General features: G+C 71.1%; 12 protein-coding genes. 3 read left to right on the top strand and 9 right to left on the bottom strand.

Going from position 1 to position 15,108, the window contains the following annotated elements; translation table 11 throughout:
• Nucleotides 1-86 precede the first annotated feature (86 nt).
• Nucleotides 87-2,981 (bottom strand): protein kinase, encoded by a 2,895-nt coding sequence (locus tag HV824_RS11875; protein ID WP_176423304.1) that lies wholly within the window; start codon nt 2,979-2,981, stop codon nt 87-89.
• A 211-nt stretch (nt 2,982-3,192) separates the two neighbouring features.
• Between HV824_RS11875 and HV824_RS11880 the strand changes: the two genes are divergently transcribed.
• The 3 genes from HV824_RS11880 to HV824_RS11890 all read left to right on the top strand — a co-directional run bounded on the left by HV824_RS11880 (nt 3,193) and on the right by HV824_RS11890 (nt 6,102).
• Nucleotides 3,193-4,368, top strand: coding sequence for a hypothetical protein (locus tag HV824_RS11880; RefSeq protein WP_255207964.1), 1,176 nt, complete (start codon nt 3,193-3,195; stop codon nt 4,366-4,368).
• A complete protein-coding gene (locus HV824_RS11885; RefSeq protein WP_176418717.1) occupies nt 4,368-5,480 on the top strand; it encodes a metallophosphoesterase in 1,113 nt (370 codons plus the stop codon). Before HV824_RS11880 ends, HV824_RS11885 begins: the two co-directional genes overlap by 1 nt.
• A gap of 97 nt (nt 5,481-5,577) precedes the next feature.
• Nucleotides 5,578-6,102 carry a hypothetical protein gene (locus tag HV824_RS11890; RefSeq protein ID WP_176410720.1) on the top strand — a complete coding sequence of 175 codons (525 nt, stop codon included), beginning with the start codon at nt 5,578-5,580 and terminating at the stop codon, nt 6,100-6,102.
• Between the two features lie 69 nt (nt 6,103-6,171).
• Here HV824_RS11890 and HV824_RS11895 read toward each other — a convergent pair whose 3' ends face one another.
• The 8 genes from HV824_RS11895 to HV824_RS11930 form a co-directional block, all read right to left on the bottom strand.
• Nucleotides 6,172-7,344 carry a zinc-dependent alcohol dehydrogenase gene (locus tag HV824_RS11895; protein ID WP_176418719.1) on the bottom strand — a complete coding sequence of 391 codons (1,173 nt, stop codon included), beginning with the start codon at nt 7,342-7,344 and terminating at the stop codon, nt 6,172-6,174.
• 11 nt (nt 7,345-7,355) lie between these two features.
• The gene (locus HV824_RS11900; protein WP_176418720.1) at nt 7,356-8,165 is read right to left on the bottom strand and encodes an SRPBCC family protein; all 810 of its coding nucleotides are present in this window, start codon (nt 8,163-8,165) and stop codon (nt 7,356-7,358) included.
• A 269-nt stretch (nt 8,166-8,434) separates the two neighbouring features.
• On the bottom strand, nt 8,435-9,814 hold the full coding sequence (locus HV824_RS11905) for a hypothetical protein (protein ID WP_176423306.1): 1,380 nt from the start codon (nt 9,812-9,814) through the stop codon (nt 8,435-8,437).
• A gap of 20 nt (nt 9,815-9,834) precedes the next feature.
• Nucleotides 9,835-12,852 carry a TonB-dependent receptor gene (locus HV824_RS11910; RefSeq protein WP_176423307.1) on the bottom strand — a complete coding sequence of 1,006 codons (3,018 nt, stop codon included), beginning with the start codon at nt 12,850-12,852 and terminating at the stop codon, nt 9,835-9,837.
• 77 nt (nt 12,853-12,929) lie between these two features.
• A complete protein-coding gene (locus tag HV824_RS11915) occupies nt 12,930-13,355 on the bottom strand; it encodes a biopolymer transporter ExbD (RefSeq protein ID WP_176423308.1) in 426 nt (141 codons plus the stop codon).
• Nucleotides 13,356-13,366: 11 nt separating this feature from the next.
• Complete coding sequence (locus HV824_RS11920) at nt 13,367-13,774, bottom strand: biopolymer transporter ExbD (RefSeq protein ID WP_163784468.1); 408 nt, start codon at nt 13,772-13,774, stop codon at nt 13,367-13,369.
• On the bottom strand, nt 13,758-14,510 hold the full coding sequence (locus HV824_RS11925; RefSeq protein WP_176423309.1) for a MotA/TolQ/ExbB proton channel family protein: 753 nt from the start codon (nt 14,508-14,510) through the stop codon (nt 13,758-13,760). Before HV824_RS11925 ends, HV824_RS11920 begins: the two co-directional genes overlap by 17 nt.
• A gap of 45 nt (nt 14,511-14,555) precedes the next feature.
• The coding region (locus tag HV824_RS11930) for an energy transducer TonB (protein ID WP_176423310.1) at nt 14,556-15,108 on the bottom strand (553 nt) is incomplete at its 5' end.

Consider the following 15,108-nt stretch of genomic DNA (forward strand, 5'->3'; position numbering starts at 1 on the left):
CCGAGGAAAGACGCGTGGGCCCGGTGCCCCCCAGGCCCCGCGCCCACGTGCCTTTCCCGTCCTTGTCGAGCCGGGTCTCCGCGCCGCTACCGCTCCGAGCGGCCTGAGCCCCTCAGGGCCTCCGCGCGCTCCTTGCGGCTCATGGCCGTCACGTCGACGATGTCCACCTCGAAGGCACCCTTGTTGTCGCTCACCTGGAGGTCGGGGAAGGTGCAGTGCAGGTCCTCCGTGTTCTTCACCTGGTAGCGCTTGCCGGTCTCGAGGACGCGGTGGGTGGCGCGCACGGATTCGGGCGCCGGCCCGCGCTCCATGCACAGCACCTGGCGGACGCGGCCGTTGGCACCGGGGCGCAGCTCCGCGAAGTCGTCACGCACGGTGAGCAGGTAGGTGGAGCGCGGGTTGAGGCCGCGCAGCACGATTTGGTGCTCGGGCTTCAGTTGCACCGCGTGCTCCTTCGCGTCGAAGGTGAATGAGCGCGGCGGCACGTAGGCGGACTGGCGGACGTTGATGCGGATGGAGCCGCTGTTGTCGTCCGGCCCGCCGTCATCCAGCGCGAAGACGTGGAGCTTGCGGGCGCCCTTGATGGTGCGCGTCGACGTACCGAGCAGGCCGAAGCTGCTGTCCACCGGCCCGTCGCCCTCGATGAGGTAGGCCAGCGTGCCGGAGGCGGTGCGTCGGCCTTCGGCCATGGACGCGTTGCCCTGCGTCCACACCGAGTAGGTCGTGCCGGGGTTCAGCTCGATGCTGGCGGTGTTGTATTCGGGTAGGGGGACGGCGTTGTACCGGGGGCGCAGCACCAACACGCGCGTGGGGTAGTCCACCTCCTGCATCGTCCGCTGCGGCGTGTCCTCCTCCTCGGCCCCGCCCTGGGTGACGGCTACGTCCGTTGCCGCGCCCGCGTCCTCCTCCGGGGCGCCAGCGCCACCGTCCTCCAGGGGGGCGCCGCCAGCCTCCGCCACCAGCGCGGCGCCCGCGTCCTCGTCCGGGGCGCCCGCGCCACCGTCCTCCAGAGCGTCCGCCACCAGCGCGGCGCCCGCGTCCTCCTGCGCCGCCGCCACGGCCACCTCGACGGGCGGCGGCGGTGGCGGCGCGGCGATGGGCTTCAGCTCCGCCGTCAGCGGCTCCACCAGGCTCGACGTGGGCGTGAAGCGCTTCGTCCAGGGCAGGTGCCCGGGCAGCGTCAGGGCCAGCGTGTTGGCCTCGCCAATCTTGACCTCCACCATCAGCGGCGTGGCGCCCTTGAGCACCTGGTCGTTGAGCCGCACGGTGGCGCCCGCGGGCTTGGAGGCGAGCCACAGCGTGGTGGTGGAGGCGTACGCGTCGTCGGACGTGGACTCGCGCGCGAAGACGAGCTTGTAGAACACGCCGACGAGGAGCAGCGCGGCGGCCGCATAGATGACGGACATCGTCACGATGCGCGCCTTCTCCTTCCCCTTCGCCACGCGCGCGGCCTCTTCGCGCGCAAGCGCGTCCCGGGCGTCGTCCACGGTGGTGCGGTAGCCCTTGCCACTCCAGGTCCCCACCGGGTGCGCCTGGGTGGTGGGCTCCTCGGCCTCGGCGGCGGGCACTTCGATGGGGGTGTCGTGCGGCGTGGCCTGGGTGGGGAGGGGCGCTTCGCCCGCGTCGGTGCTCGGCTCGTCGCCCAGCTCCGGAACGGGGGGGCCGGGGCGCTCGGCGGTGTACGTCCTGCGGGCGCCGCCCTCGGAGCGAGGCAGCTGGGACTGGGTCACCCGCCGCATGCCGCTGCTCGTGGGACGGCGCACCCCCGGGTTGCTCCTCGCGGGGCGACGGCCTGCTTCGCTGCCAGGGCGTCCGCTGTCGCTGCCGGGCCGGCCGCTGTCGCTGCCAGGGCGGCCGCTGTCGCTGCCAGGGCGGCCGCTGTCGCTGCCGGGCCGGCTGCGCACGCCGGGGCTGGAGCCCCGCTGGGCGTTGCTGGACGGGAGCCGCGCGCGGCCCTGGGTCGCTTCCGTGACGCCCGTCTGCCAGGCGGCGAGCTGCTCCTGGAAGACGGGGGACACCTCCACCCGGCGGCCCTCGGCGGTCAGCTCCTCCGCGAAGAGGTGCGCCATGAGCTGCGACAGCAGGGTGGGGGTGAAGCGCGGGTTGTCGCGGTAGAGCAGCTCCACCAGCGACTCGCTCAGGTCCTTCGCCGTCTGGTAGCGCGCCTCGCGGTCCAGCGCCAGGGCGTGGGAGATGACCGTCTCCACGTCCTCGCTGAGGGTGGGGTTGTGCGCGGACGGCGGCAGGCGGTCGCCCACGAGGATGCGGGGCAGGACGGTGACGAACTCCCCTTCATAGGGGCGCTTGCCGCACACCATCTCGTAGAGGACGACGCCCGCGGCGTACACGTCGGTGCGCGCGTCCAGGTCCTGCCGGCCCTGCGCCTGCTCCGGGGAGAAGTACGGGTACTTGCCCTTGAGGGTGCCAGGAGACGTCTTCGCCTCCACCGCGCTCGTCACCTTGGCGATGCCGAAGTCGATGACCTTGACCTCGCCCTCATAGGAGATGAGGACGTTGTCCGGGGACACGTCGCGGTGCACCAGGCCCAGCGTCTGCCCGTCGTCGCCCACGTGGCGGTGCGCGTAGTCCAGGCCGTCACAGAGCTTGCTGGCCACATGGAGCGCCAGGGACTCCGGCAAGAAGCCAATGCCCATCCGCTGGGCGCGGCGCAGCACCTTGGACAGGGGCTGGCCCTGCACCAGCTCCATGGCGATGAAGTACTGCCCGTCCACCTCACCGAAGTCGAAGATCTGCGCGATGTTGCTGTGGCTCATGCTGGCCACCACGCGCGCCTCGCCGATGAACATCTCGACGAAGTCCGCATCGTCGACGAAGTGCGGGAGGATCTGCTTGATGACGCAGGGCTTGGTGACGCCCGCCGCGCCCGTCATCCGCGCGCGGTAGGTGACAGCCATGCCTCCCGCGGCGATCTTCGAGAGGAGGACGTATTTACCGAATTGCTGAGGGCTGTTTTCCGCCACGGGGGAGGAGCATACCTTCCTTCCGGGGAAAATCTCGGTTCCAGATTGCACTCTGTGCGAAGTTTTTCAGGGTTGCCGAGGTGTGAGGCTTCACAGTTCTTCACGCAGGGCGCCTGCCGCGCGGGGCCCCGGCGCGGTTATCTAGCGGACTCGCCTGCGCTTGCCGGCGGGCGGGGGCGGCCGGTCCCTCACGGAGAAAGAGGCGTCGCCGATGGTGTCCGAGCTCCCCCTTCGCTCGCGGTGGGGCGCCGTGTGTCTGAGTGGAGTGCTGCTGTTCTCGATGCCGGGCCTGGCTCGAGGTGGAGATGGCGGCCCGGAGGTCGCGGTGGATGCGCCCCTCCAGGCGCGGGTCGGCCCCTCCCAGCAGACGTTGGGGCAGGTGCCCCCGGAGCGCCCCGACTTCAAGCCGCTGGCGGTGCCGGTGGCGGTGGTGCCGGGGTTGCTCTTCCACGGGCTGGGGGCCCTGGTGGCGGGGGACGGCCAGACGGCGAAGCGGCTCTTCGCGCTGGAGGGCGCGGGCCTGGGGCTCATCGCGCTGGGCGGGGTGCCCATCGCCCTGACGGGCGCGTCGCGGCGCACCATTGCTCCGCTGTACGCGGTGACGCTGGCGGGCTTCAGCGTGCTGGGCATCTCCGCGCTGGCCAACCTGTATGCGGTGACGGCGCCGGCGTTCGACCCGGGCGTGGCGCCGCCGCTGCTTCCGCCGCTGGAGCTGGAGGTGGGCTACCAGTATGTGAATGACGCGGCCTTCGACTACCGCCACTTCCTCACGGTGGGGGCGCAGGCCCGCTTCGACTCGCTGCGCCTGCTGGGCGCCTTGCGGGTGGACCCGTCCGAGGGCAACACCCAGGTGCGCCTGGGCGGGGCGTGGCGGCTGCTGGGCGCGCCGGAGCGCTCGCTGGCGGGCACGGATGGCAGCGCGCTGGACGTGGAGGCCTTTGGCCAGCTCCACCGCTACCCCACCGAGGGCTTCGCGCTCATCAGCGGAGAGGTGGCGCTGCGGGGCCGGCTGGCCATGTCGCGCATCAGCCCGGCCATGGCGGGCTCCTTCGCGGAGGTCAGCGTGGGCACGTCGGCGGAGGCCATCACGTACCCGGGCGCGGTGAGCGACGGGAACCTGCACGAGCAGCTGCTCTTCACCTTCGGCTACGGCGTGTGGCTGGGCCGGGGCGGGCCCTTCCGGGGCGAGGCGATGCTCTATTACGACCACCGCAAGGACTCCTTCGCGGGCGGCATCCGCTCGCGCGGCGGCGGAATCGTGGGCGCCTTTGGCCTGCGGGGCCGGGCGCTGCTGACGGATGACTGGGGCGTCGCCGCGGAGGTGCAGGGAGGTGGCGCGCTCGTGGGCCGGCTGTCATTGATTCATGCCTTGGGAGGTGAGCGGTGATGCGCGTGGGTGTGAAGGCGGGCGTGCTGGCGGCGCTGGTGTCGTCGGGCTGTGGCATGCGGCCCGCGGAGAACCGCGCCGTCGCGGATTCCAAGGTGGGACAGGCGCAGCAGGGTGGGGTGACGCTGTCGGTGGCGGACGGGCTGGCGACGGTGCGCGAATTGGCGCCGGGCTCGCTGGTGCTGTGGGGCAACGCGCCGGCCTTCACCGCCCGCATCGACGTGGGCGCACAGGCGCCGTCCGACTGGCTGGTGACGGTGCGCAACGCGATGCCGGACGCGGTGCTGGTGGCCCAGGAGGAGGGGGGCGCGCCGCTGGCGCAGGAGGCCCTTCCCCAGGCGCTGCCCACGGTGAAGGTGTGGCGCGTGGCGCTGCGCGCGGGGACGACGGCGCGGCTGTCCGTGGCGCCGCCGGACTCGGAATCGCCAGAGCCCTTCCGCTTCCTCGTGCTGGCGGACGTGCAGGAGGCCCTGCCGCGCGTGGGGGACATCTACGCGCGCATGCGGCGGGACGACGCGGCGCGCTTCATCCTCTTCGCGGGCGACCTCACGGAGTCCGGCACGCGCGACGAGCTGACGGAGTTCCAGGAGCGGCTGGAGGCGGGCTCGCGCATCCCGCTGTACGCCACTCTGGGCAACCACGAGACGTTCACCCGCGACGCGGCCGAGTACCACGCGCTGGTGGGGCGCGGCAGCCAGAGCTTCGTCTTCAAGGGCGTGCGCTTCTCGGTGGTGGACTCCAGCAACGGCACGCTGGACCCCGGCGTGGAGGAGCAACTGGAGGGGTGGCTGGCGGCCTCGCGGGACGGCACGCACGTGGTGGCCATGCACGTTCCTCCGCAGGACCCGGTGGGCCTGCGCGGCGGCGGCTTCGCCAACCGGGGCGAGGCCGCGGGCCTGATGGGGAAGCTGGCGCGCGCGGGCGTGGACCTCACGCTCTACGGGCACATCCACTCCTATTATTCGTTCACCAACGGGGGCATCCCCGCCTTCATCGTCGGCGGCGGAGGCGCCATTCCGGAGACGTTCGACGGGGTGGGCCGGCACTACCTGTCCGTGGAGGTGAGCGCGGACGACGGCTTGCAGCAGGCGGCGCTGGTGCGCGTGGATTGATCAGTAGGTGTGCTGTTTTAGCCTACCCTCTTGATCTGACACTGAACATCTGGGCAGATAGGGGCCACCTTCCCGCAAGGAGCCAGGAGGCCCGCGCATGTTCGACTCGAACGAGAACGACCCCATTTCCCCGGCGCTGCGTGCGCTGCTCGAGCTGTTCACCACGGAGCTGGCGGAGGTCCGCTTCCCGGACATGAACGGCGAGGTGCTGGACGCCGCGGCCGAACAGGTGCGGGAGCAGGCGGAGGCCGTGGCGCGCGCGCAGGCGGCGCTGGAGTCCGCGCGGCAGGCGCTGCACGAGAGCCAGGAGGCGCTGCTCCAGAAGGGCCAGCGGGCGCTGGCATACGCGCGGGTCTTCTCCGAGGAGAACGTGGAGCTGAGCGCGAAGCTGGACGGCATCCACCTGCCGCGTGCCGCGCGCAAGGGCGCCCGGGCTGACGGCGCGGCGGCGGACCCCGCGAGCGCGGCGCAGGGGAGCGATGAGAACGCGCCCCGCCGCCGGGGCCGTCCGCCCAAGGCCCGCGCCGCCGCGGGGGCCTCCCTGTTCGCGGACGGGTCCACGCCGGAGGCGCTCGCCGCGGCGGCGCACCACACCGGCAACGGCATGCTGTCCGAGGCCTGAGCGGGCCGCGGATAAACGAAGCCGCCCGGTGTGTCGCGGCCACCGGACGGCCTCGCGAGGACTGGCGCGTCAGTTGGGCAGGAACACCGCCCGGACGCAGCCGTCCTGCTTCTTCTTGAAGAGCTCGTACCCCTTCGGCGCGTCCTCCAGGGAGAACCGGTGGGTGGCGAGGAAGGACGGGTCCAGCTCGCCCTTCACCACGTGCTCCAGCAGGCGCGGCAGGTACTTCTGTCCGTGCTGCTGGGCGGCGCGGACCGTGAGGCCCTTGTTCATGATGGCGCCCATGGGGAACGCGTCCATGAAGCCGTAGACGCCCAGCACGGACAGGATGCCGCCCTTGCGGCACGCGAGGATGGCCTGCCGCAGCGCCTGGCCCCGGTCCGTCTGCAGGTGCAGCGCCTGCTTCGCGCGCTCATACGCGGCGCCCACGCCGGTGCCGTGCGCCTCCATGCCCACCGCGTCGATGCAGGCGTCGGGGCCTCGGCCGCCGGTGAGCTCCTTGAGCACGTCCTGGACGCTGTCGACCTCCTCGTAGCTGATGGTCTCCGCGCCCACCTTCTCCCGCGCCAGCTTCAGCCGTTCGGGGAAGCGGTCGATGCCAATCACCCGCTCGGCGCCGAGGAGGAACGCGGCCTTCTGCGCCATCAACCCCACGCCGCCGCAGCCCCACACGGCCACCGTCTGGCCGGGTTGGAGGTCGCAGAACTCCGCGCCCATGTAGCCGGTGGGGACGGCGTCGGAGAGGAACAGCGCTTGTTCATCCGTTACGCCTTCGGGCACTCGGAAGCAGTCGTTGTCCGCGTGAGGGACGCGGACGAACTGCGCATGCGCGCCCGCGTAGCCGCCGAAGGCGTGGGTGTATCCATAGATGCCGGCCGTCTGGTAGCCGAACAGGGGCTCCTGCAATTCGCCCTTGGGGTTGGTGTTGTCGCAGAGGGACCAGAGGTCGTGCTGGCAGTACCAGCAGCCGCCGCAGCAGATGAAGGACGGGACGACGACGCGGTCTCCCACCTGGACCTTCTTCACCGCGGGGCCCTTCTCCACGACGGTGCCCATGAACTCGTGGCCGATGACGTCTCCCTTGCGCATCGTCGGGATGTCGCCGTCGATGAAGTGGAGGTCGGAGCCGCAGGTGGTGGACATCCTCACCTGGAGGATGACGTCGTGCGGGTTGACGATGCGAGGGTCCCCCACCGTCTCCACGCCCAGGTCGTTGATGCCGTTCCAGCAGAGTGCGCGCATGGGCAGGTTCCTCAGGAGGCGTAGCCGCCCTCGCGAGCGGCGGGGTTGGGTCGGGTGGTGGGAATCTCGCCTGACTCGACGAGGCTCTTGAAGCGCTTGAGGGCCTTGAGCGCGAGCGCGGCGGGCACGGCGCCGAACAGTTGCACGGCCTTTTCGCCCAAGACGCCGCCCGGCGGGTCGAAGACGAAGCGGAGCGTCACCTCCGTGCCCCAGTCCCGCGGCGCGGGGCGGAAGCGCACCCAGCCTTCGTTGGGCAGGGCCGTGTCCCCCACGGCCTGCCAGCGCAGCAGCTCACCGGGGCGCTCCTCCACCACCTGGGCGTCCCATTCGAACTCCCTGCCGAGCACGCCCGGCACCTTCCAGTGTTGCAGGCCCTCGCCGGAGGACGTGACGTCGGCGAAGTGTCCCATCACCTGGCTGAGCGTCTCCGCGTCGAGCCAGCGGCGATGCAGCGCCTCCGGCGTGCCTTGAATGGTGATGGAGCGCTGGAGCACCGTCAGCTCGACGGTGGCGTCCCGGCCGCGTTGTCGGCGGAGCTTCCGGACGACGACGCCGTGCCTGCGGACGTAGGGCTCCTGCTCGGTCCGGGTGCCGCGGAAGAGCAGGCCGCCACCGGCCAGTGCCAGTGCCACGCCGCCCAGCCTTCCGCGCCGGAGGCCCAGGGTGAGCAGGGCGCCGCCCGCGAGCGCGGAGACGAGCTGCGGGAGGCGCTCCTCCGAGGTGCGCTGGCCGTCGCGGCCAAATGGGCTCCGCCGCTGGCTTCCGCCGCGTGGAGGCACAGCGGGAGAGCGGGCTCCTGGCTGCTGAATCGTGTCACGCATGGCGGCGGCTCCTCCTGGGCAGGCAGGAGTCGGGCCCGCCACCGGAGAAACGTTGGGGGAGCCGCCGGGGATGACAACCCCGCGAGGACGGGCCGCGCGGGGCGGTGGGCCCAGGGACGCCAGGAGGCTCCGGGCGCTGCAAAGGCCACGGCCCGGCCGGGTGCCGTCGCCGGAGCCCCCCTCCGCGCGCCGCACTCGACCGGGCCATGGGACCGGGCCCCTCACCTGCGCTCGCGTGGAGGGGCCCGGCTCAGCTCAGCGTGGGGACGTCAGTCCTGCGGGAAGGCCGTCCAGCCGGCCAGCCAGTTGGTGGTGCCCACCGCGCCCACGAAGCGGGCGGAGGTGTCGAAGCCCTCCGGCGGCGTGGCGGCGGAGTCCGGGTTGAGCGCGGGCGAGCCGGCCGCCGGCATGAAGTTCGGCGCCGTCAGGTTGAGCGCGTCGGTGAGCTGCGGATCCTGCACGCGGTTGTTCAGGCCGGAGGCCAGCACCTTCTCCGGCTCGTTGAAGTTGGACGAGTCCGGGTTGGTGACGTTGCCGCCAGCGTCCACCGTCGGGTTCGGCGCCGCGGGGATGGAGGCGTTGTCGCCGCGGTTGTTCCAGAAGAGGGTGTTGCGCAGGTACAGCTCCGGCGTGGCCGCGTTCCACAGCGCCGCGGAGGCCGTGCCGCTCACGTCCACCGCCAGGTCGGCGAAGTTCGCGATGATGACGTTGTTCAGCTTCCCGCCCGCGCCGGTGTTGAACACCATGCCTGCCTGCGCGGGGGTGGTGCCCGCCGGACGGCCCGAGCCGATGAAGGTCGCGTTCCAGATTTCCGGCGCGGACCGCGGCGTGGCCGCGTTGTCGTTCTTGTTGCCGGAGGCCTCGATGCCGAAGTTGCCCACCACCGCGTTCTGCTGCGCGATGAAGAACTGAATCTTCCCGCTGTAGCCCAGGTCGTAGTCCAGCGAGTCGTCATCCGCCTGGGTGACGACGGCGTGCGACAGGTTGGCCGAGCCACCGAAGAACTCCACGCCGTCATCCGCGCCCATGTGGACCTGGATGTAGTCCAGGTTGGTGTCCGAGCCGCAGCCGGCCACGGTGAGGCCGTTGAGCTCGTTGTCCTCGGACAGCTCGAAGCCGGCGAACTCGATGCGCGCGTAGTTCAGCGTGCCGCAGTCGTGCGCGTCGTCCGGGGTGGCGCCGCCGCCGTACCGGGTCAGCGGGTTGTTGCCGGAGGCGAAGAAGCCCTCCACCGTGTTCTCGCCGCCCGCCACGTTGAGGCGGCCCTTGCCGAGCAGCACCACGCCGCCCCAGTTACCGGGCTCGCGGCTGCCCTCGGGCCGCGAGCTGGTGAAGACGATGGGGGCCTGCGCCGTGCCCACCGCGTGAATTTTCGCGTTGCGGGTGACGATGAGCGCGCTGCCTTGGTCGCCCAGGATGCGGGCGCCCGGCTCGATGGTGAGCGTGCCGCTCTCCACGAAGACGTAGTTCTTCAGCGTGTACGTGACGCCCGCCTTCCAGGTGGTGTCCTGGGTGATGTTGGCGGACACGTCCTCGGTGGTGTCCGTCGGCGGCGGGTTGGGGTCGGGCGTGTTGTCGTTGTCGTCGCCGCAGGCAGGCGTCAGGGAGAGGGCGGAGAGCGTCAGGAGGGAGGCAAAGAGGCGCTTCATGGGTGTGCTTCCTTCTGTGGTTAGAGGGACCAGCCCAGGGACGCGCTGAAGGCGACGCCGGGTTTGTACGTCTGCACGTCCACCGACTCCTGGCGGAGGGTGACGCTCGAGTCGAGGAGGTTGGCCGCGGTGAGCTTGAGCTGCGCCGCGCCGAGCTGCTGCGTCAGCGAGATGTCCACGCGGTGGAAGGGCACCTCGTAGATGTCCGGCAGGCCCTGGACGCCCACTTCGCTGATGCGGCGGCCGGACACGTTGTAGAGGACGGTCAGCTCGGTGCCGCTCTCGGGGCGCGAGTAGCCGACGTTGAGGTTGATGACGTACGGGGACTGGCCCTGGAGGGGGCGGTTGCGGTTCGTCTGCGCGCCCACCACGTTGGGGTCACCCAGGTCCACGTCGGACTGGATGAGCGTGAGGTTGGCGCCCACGCGCACGGCCTTCAGCGTCTGGGTGAGGCGGGCCAGCGACGCGCGCGCCTCCAGCTCCACGCCGTAGGTGTTGGCGCCCGCGGCGTTCTCGAAGCTGAGGTCCCCCGACTCGGGGTTGCGGATGACGCGCTCGATGGGGTCCTGGAAGCGCTTGTAGTAGGCGCTGGCGGCCAGGACCTCGTTCTCACCCGCGAACCACTCGACGCGCGCGTCGATGTTGTGGATGCGCGTCTGGAGCAGGTCCGGGTTGCCGGACACGTTCCGGCGGCGCACGAAGTCGAAGTAGATGAACGGCGCCAGCTCGCGGAAGGTGGGCCGCGCCAGCGTGTAGCTGTAGCCGGCGCGCACATTCACGGTGGGCGTCAGCGCGTAGATGGCGTTGAAGGCCGGCAGCAGGTTCAGGTACTCGGCGCGGTTCTCCGTGCCGGAGGCGCCGGTGAACGGGTCCTTCAGCGTGAGCTGCTGGATGGAGGACTCCACGCGCAGGCCGCCCACCAGGCGGAGGGCGTCCGTCGGCTGGACGTCCGCGGACGCATAGCCGGCGAAGATGCCCAGGTACGCGTCATAGGCATCGTCCGGCCGGGTGTTCTCACGCACGCGGATGCCGGTGCCCAGGTTCTCCGGGGCGAAGAGCTGCTCGGGGGGGAGCGTGCGGTCCACCGGGGTGTTGCCCAGCAGGTAGCGGAAGCGGCGCGCGCCGAAGTCACGGAAGGACACCTGGGTGAGCCCGCCCACCTTCAGCCGGACGGCGGAGAGGGGGACGGTGACGTTGAGGCTGCCGCCCGTGGACGTCTCGCCCAGCTCGGCGAAGAAGCGCTCTCCGCTGTTGGGCTGGTTGGGGAAGGTGGGCGTGCCCGACGGCGCGGAGAGGTTGTCGCTGTAGAGGGTGTCGCGGGTATCGGGCTCGTCGCGGTCCACGCGGGACAGGTTGGCCTGCCAATCCAGCTCCGCGTCCCCCAGCAGCCCCAGGCGGTGGAAGCCCCGGAGCTGGTTGAAGAAGAGCTGCCGGCTGACGAACTGCAGGCGCGTGCTCTCGTAGCTCTCCCCGCGGACGATGTTGCTGCCGCGCGCGGTGAACGTGCGGGTGTCGGTGCCGCGGGTGTAGAGGCCGAACCAGGTGAGCTCGTTGTCGCGGTCCAGTTGGAAGCCGACGCTTCCCAGGCCGCTGAGGCTGGCCGTCTCGAAGCCCTGCGTGCTGCGGGCCGCGTCGCGCGCGTTGAGCGTGCCTGTCTCGTCGCGGTCGACGCGGGCGAAGGTGCCCTCCTGAACGCCGTCGCGGTGTCCGTAGTTGGCGCTGGCCAGGTAGCCCAGCCGGCTGTTGCCGAAGCGCAGGGTGTCGCCCATGGACACGCCCAGGCCCATGTTGGGCAGCGCGGTGGTGCGGCGCGCCTGCCAGATGTTGGGGAAGCTGCGGTACTGCTGCTCCAGCACGTCGCTGGACTCACCTGACATGCCCAGGCCGCTGTCGCGCGGAATGGCGTTGGGGAGCTGGCGGCTGCCGCTGGGGAAGCCCAGGTCCTCGAAGAAGCCGCCCTGGGCCTGGGCGTTGCGCTCGCGGAACGTCGTCACGGAGTCGCCGGCCAGGCTGATGCGCGGCTTGAGCTCGAACTCGCTCGGGTAGGAGTGCGTCTCGATGAGCAGCGTGCCGCCGCCGAAGGTGCCGGGGAGGTCCGGCGTGTAGCTCTTCACCACGTTGAGGTTGGCGAGCAGGCTGGTGGGGAAGATGTCCAGCGGGACGCTGGGCTCATCCGGCTCGGTGCTGGGCAGCAGCGCGCCGTTGAGCAGCGTGGTGCTGTAGCGGCCACCCAGGCCGCGCAGCAGCACGTAGCGGCCGTCCACCACGGTGGCGCTCACCACGCGCTTCACCGCGTCGGAGGCGCTGGAGTCCGGCGTGCGCGCGATTTCCTGCGCGCTGATGGCGTCCGAAACGGCGGCGGCCTTCTTGCGCTCCTGGAGCAGCGCGCCCTCGGCCCGGCGGTCCGCGCGGGCCTCGACGACGACCTCCTGCACCGCGCCTTCGTCCGCGCCGAGCGCGATGTCCAGCTTCGTCGCCTTGCCCTTCGACACCACGACGCCGGTGACGCGGCGGCCCTGGTACACGTCATAGAAGACGCGCAGGTCGTACTTTCCGGGCGGCAGCGCGACCCGGTAGAAGCCGTCCAGGTCGGTGAGCACCTGCTTCTGGGCGCCCGTCACGACCTTCACGGTGGCCTCGATGAGGCCCTCACCGTTGGCTTCGTCCGTCACGCGGCCGTGGATGCCGGTGAAGCCCGGGGGCGGGACGGCGGACTCGGCCAGCATCGCCTCGTCGCTCATTCCCTCCATGGCCTCATCTGCGGGCTGCTGCGCGGAAGGGTCAGCCGCGGTGGGCGGAGCGGCAATCCCAGACGGCTGCGTCGCGGTGTCCTTCGGCTGCGACGGTTGGGATTCCTCGGGTTGGGGGAGCGGTTGCGTGACGGGGTCGACCGCGGGAGCCGAGCCCGGAACGCCGGGCGCCTGTGCGAACACGGGCGTAGCTGTCATGACAAGCGCGGCCAAGAAGGCGCGCAGGGGGGCAGTGCGAGACAACACGACACTCCTTGCCGAGGTGCGCGTAGAGAACGCGACACGCATGGCATCTGGATGAAGGGGCTGTGACGATTCAGGCGGCGGACCGCAAACTCGGTGTCACGGTCCGCCGCGGCGCTGCATCAATCCGCGAGCTTGTCCGGCAGCACGCCGACAGTGATGTCCCCGCCTCGCGCGAGGTCCAGCACGTCCATGGCGGCGCCGTACGGCACATCATCGCTGGCGTCGAAGAACACAATCTTGTCCGGGCGCGCGTTGAGCATGCGCTGGAGCCGGGCCACGACCTGGTCGCGGGGCACTTCTTCCCGGTTGATGCGCAGCACGCCGGACTTGTCCACCGTGAGCACCACGGGTGGCTTTGCGTCGGGAGGAGGGGCCGCAGCCTCCGGGTCATCACCCTTGGCGGGCACCGTCATCCACATCTGCTTCGTCATCAGCGGGGTGACGACCATGAAGATGATGAGGAGGACGAGCACCACGTCCACCAGGGGCGTCACGTTCATCGCCGGGCGGATGCCGCCCTTCCCGCCTCCGAGGTCGAATGCCATGGCGTGCGCTCCTAGTTCTTCTGCTTGTCGACGACCTGCAGGTTGATGCCGGGGAAGCCCAGCTCCTGCATCGCCTTGAAGAGGCCGCGCACCTCGGAGTAGCGCACGCCCCGGTCGGCCTTGAGCACCACGGGCGAGTCCGGGTCCTTCGCGCGCACGGCCTTCAGCTCGGCCATGAGCGCGTCGCGCTTGAGCTCCTTGCGGTCCAGGTAGAAGGCCCCGGTGGCGGACAGGCTCACCGTGGTGGGCGTCAGCTCCTTGTTCTCCTTGTCCGGGTTCGTCGCGGTGGGCAGCTCCACCGCGGCGCCGGACTCAATCTGGGGCGTGACGACCATGAAGATGATGAGGAGGACGAGCACGACGTCCACCAGGGGCGTCACGTTCATCTCCGGCGTCAGGCTCCTACGCGGGGTGGACATCGCGGGACTCCTTGCGAGCAGCCAGCTCCGGGCCCGTGGCCACCGCGGCGCCGTTGGTGGCGGCGGGCTTCTGCGGCCCCAGGTCCTCCAGGTAGTCCATGAACTCGCTCCGCGCGGCGTCCAGGGAGAGCTGGAGCGAGTCGGCGCGGGTGGAGAGGAAGTTGAACATCAGCACCGCGGGGATGGCGACGAGCAGGCCCAGCGCCGTGACGACGAGCGCCTCGGCGATACCGGCGGACACCGCGCCCAGGCCGCCGGAGCCTTCCTTGGCGATGCCGGAGAAGGCCTCGATGATGCCCACCACCGTGCCGAGCAGACCGACGAAGGGCGCCACCGAGCCGACGGTGGCGAGCACGGACATGCCGCGGCGCACGTCCGCGCTGACGCGCTCGTTGATGCGCACCAGCTCACGGCGCGTGAGCTCCACCGGGCCCAGCTTGCCGGCCGGCGCGCGAGACTTCGCGAGGAAGTGCTTCATGCCGCCGCCCAGCAGCATGGCCAGGTGGCTGCCCTTGGTGGCCTCCGCCTCCTGCACCAGCGCCTCATGCTGGTGCTGGGTGAGGAGCGGACCGGCGCGGGACGCGAAGCGCTTGGAGATGGAGCGCGAGCGGAAGAAGACGAAGAGGCGTTCGAAGAACACCGCGAGGGACGCGACGGCGAAGAGGATGAGGGTCCACGCGATGCCCAGCGCGAACACACCCATGTGGTTGTAGATGTCCCTGAGATTGAAGTTCATGACGGGTTGCTCCTGGGGGGCAGGTGCGGGTGAGGCCTTTTCGGCTTACGACTTGAGACGGAACGGAACCTTGAAGATGCGGAACACCGCCGTGGGCTGACCGCCGACGATGGCGGGCTTGAAGCGCCACGTCTTCGCCGCGGCCATGGCCGCGCTGGCGAAGGGCTCGTCGCCGCGCATCACCCTCAGCTGGGTGACGCGGCCATCCACGCCCACCACGCCCTTGAGGATGACCAGGCCCTCCAGGCCCTTGGAGCGGGCCGCGGAGGGGTATTCCGGCGTGAGGTTGGAGGACAGGGGCTCCGGCGGCGTGCCGGACTCGGGAAGATTGATGGGCGCGACACGGCCGCCACCGCCGGCGAGCGTGTCACCGCCGGGGACGCCGCCCACCACGCCGCCAGGAACGAGCGCGCCGGTGCCACCCACGGCGATGGGCGCGGCGGCCACCGTCTCCGTCGCGGACTCGGGCGGCTTCTCCAGCGGCACTTCCTTGGGAACGACGATGGGCGCGGGTGCCACGGTGGGCGCGGCCGGCGGCGGCGCCTTCGCGGCGGCGGGCGGCGCGGGCTTGGGCGCCAGCTTCGGCTTGGGCGGAGGT

The organism is Myxococcus sp. AM009 (assembly GCF_013372605.1).
In the GTDB taxonomy this organism is placed as follows: Bacteria; Myxococcota; Myxococcia; order Myxococcales; family Myxococcaceae; genus Myxococcus; species Myxococcus vastator.

Excerpts from the sequence above, each read along its gene's own strand:
- HV824_RS11880 (WP_255207964.1), top strand. The coding sequence starts at position 3,193 with ATGGTGTCCGAGCTCCCCCTTCGCTCGCGGTGGGGCGCCGTGTGTCTG.
- HV824_RS11885 (WP_176418717.1), top strand. The coding sequence starts at position 4,368 with ATGCGCGTGGGTGTGAAGGCGGGCGTGCTGGCGGCGCTGGTGTCGTCG.
- HV824_RS11890 (WP_176410720.1), top strand. The coding sequence starts at position 5,578 with ATGTTCGACTCGAACGAGAACGACCCCATTTCCCCGGCGCTGCGTGCG.
- HV824_RS11895 (WP_176418719.1), bottom strand. The coding sequence starts at position 7,344 with ATGCGCGCACTCTGCTGGAACGGCATCAACGACCTGGGCGTGGAGACG.
- HV824_RS11900 (WP_176418720.1), bottom strand. The coding sequence starts at position 8,165 with ATGCGTGACACGATTCAGCAGCCAGGAGCCCGCTCTCCCGCTGTGCCT.
- HV824_RS11905 (WP_176423306.1), bottom strand. The coding sequence starts at position 9,814 with ATGAAGCGCCTCTTTGCCTCCCTCCTGACGCTCTCCGCCCTCTCCCTG.
- HV824_RS11910 (WP_176423307.1), bottom strand. The coding sequence starts at position 12,852 with ATGCGTGTCGCGTTCTCTACGCGCACCTCGGCAAGGAGTGTCGTGTTG.
- HV824_RS11915 (WP_176423308.1), bottom strand. The coding sequence starts at position 13,355 with ATGGCATTCGACCTCGGAGGCGGGAAGGGCGGCATCCGCCCGGCGATG.
- HV824_RS11920 (WP_163784468.1), bottom strand. The coding sequence starts at position 13,774 with ATGTCCACCCCGCGTAGGAGCCTGACGCCGGAGATGAACGTGACGCCC.
- HV824_RS11925 (WP_176423309.1), bottom strand. The coding sequence starts at position 14,510 with ATGAACTTCAATCTCAGGGACATCTACAACCACATGGGTGTGTTCGCG.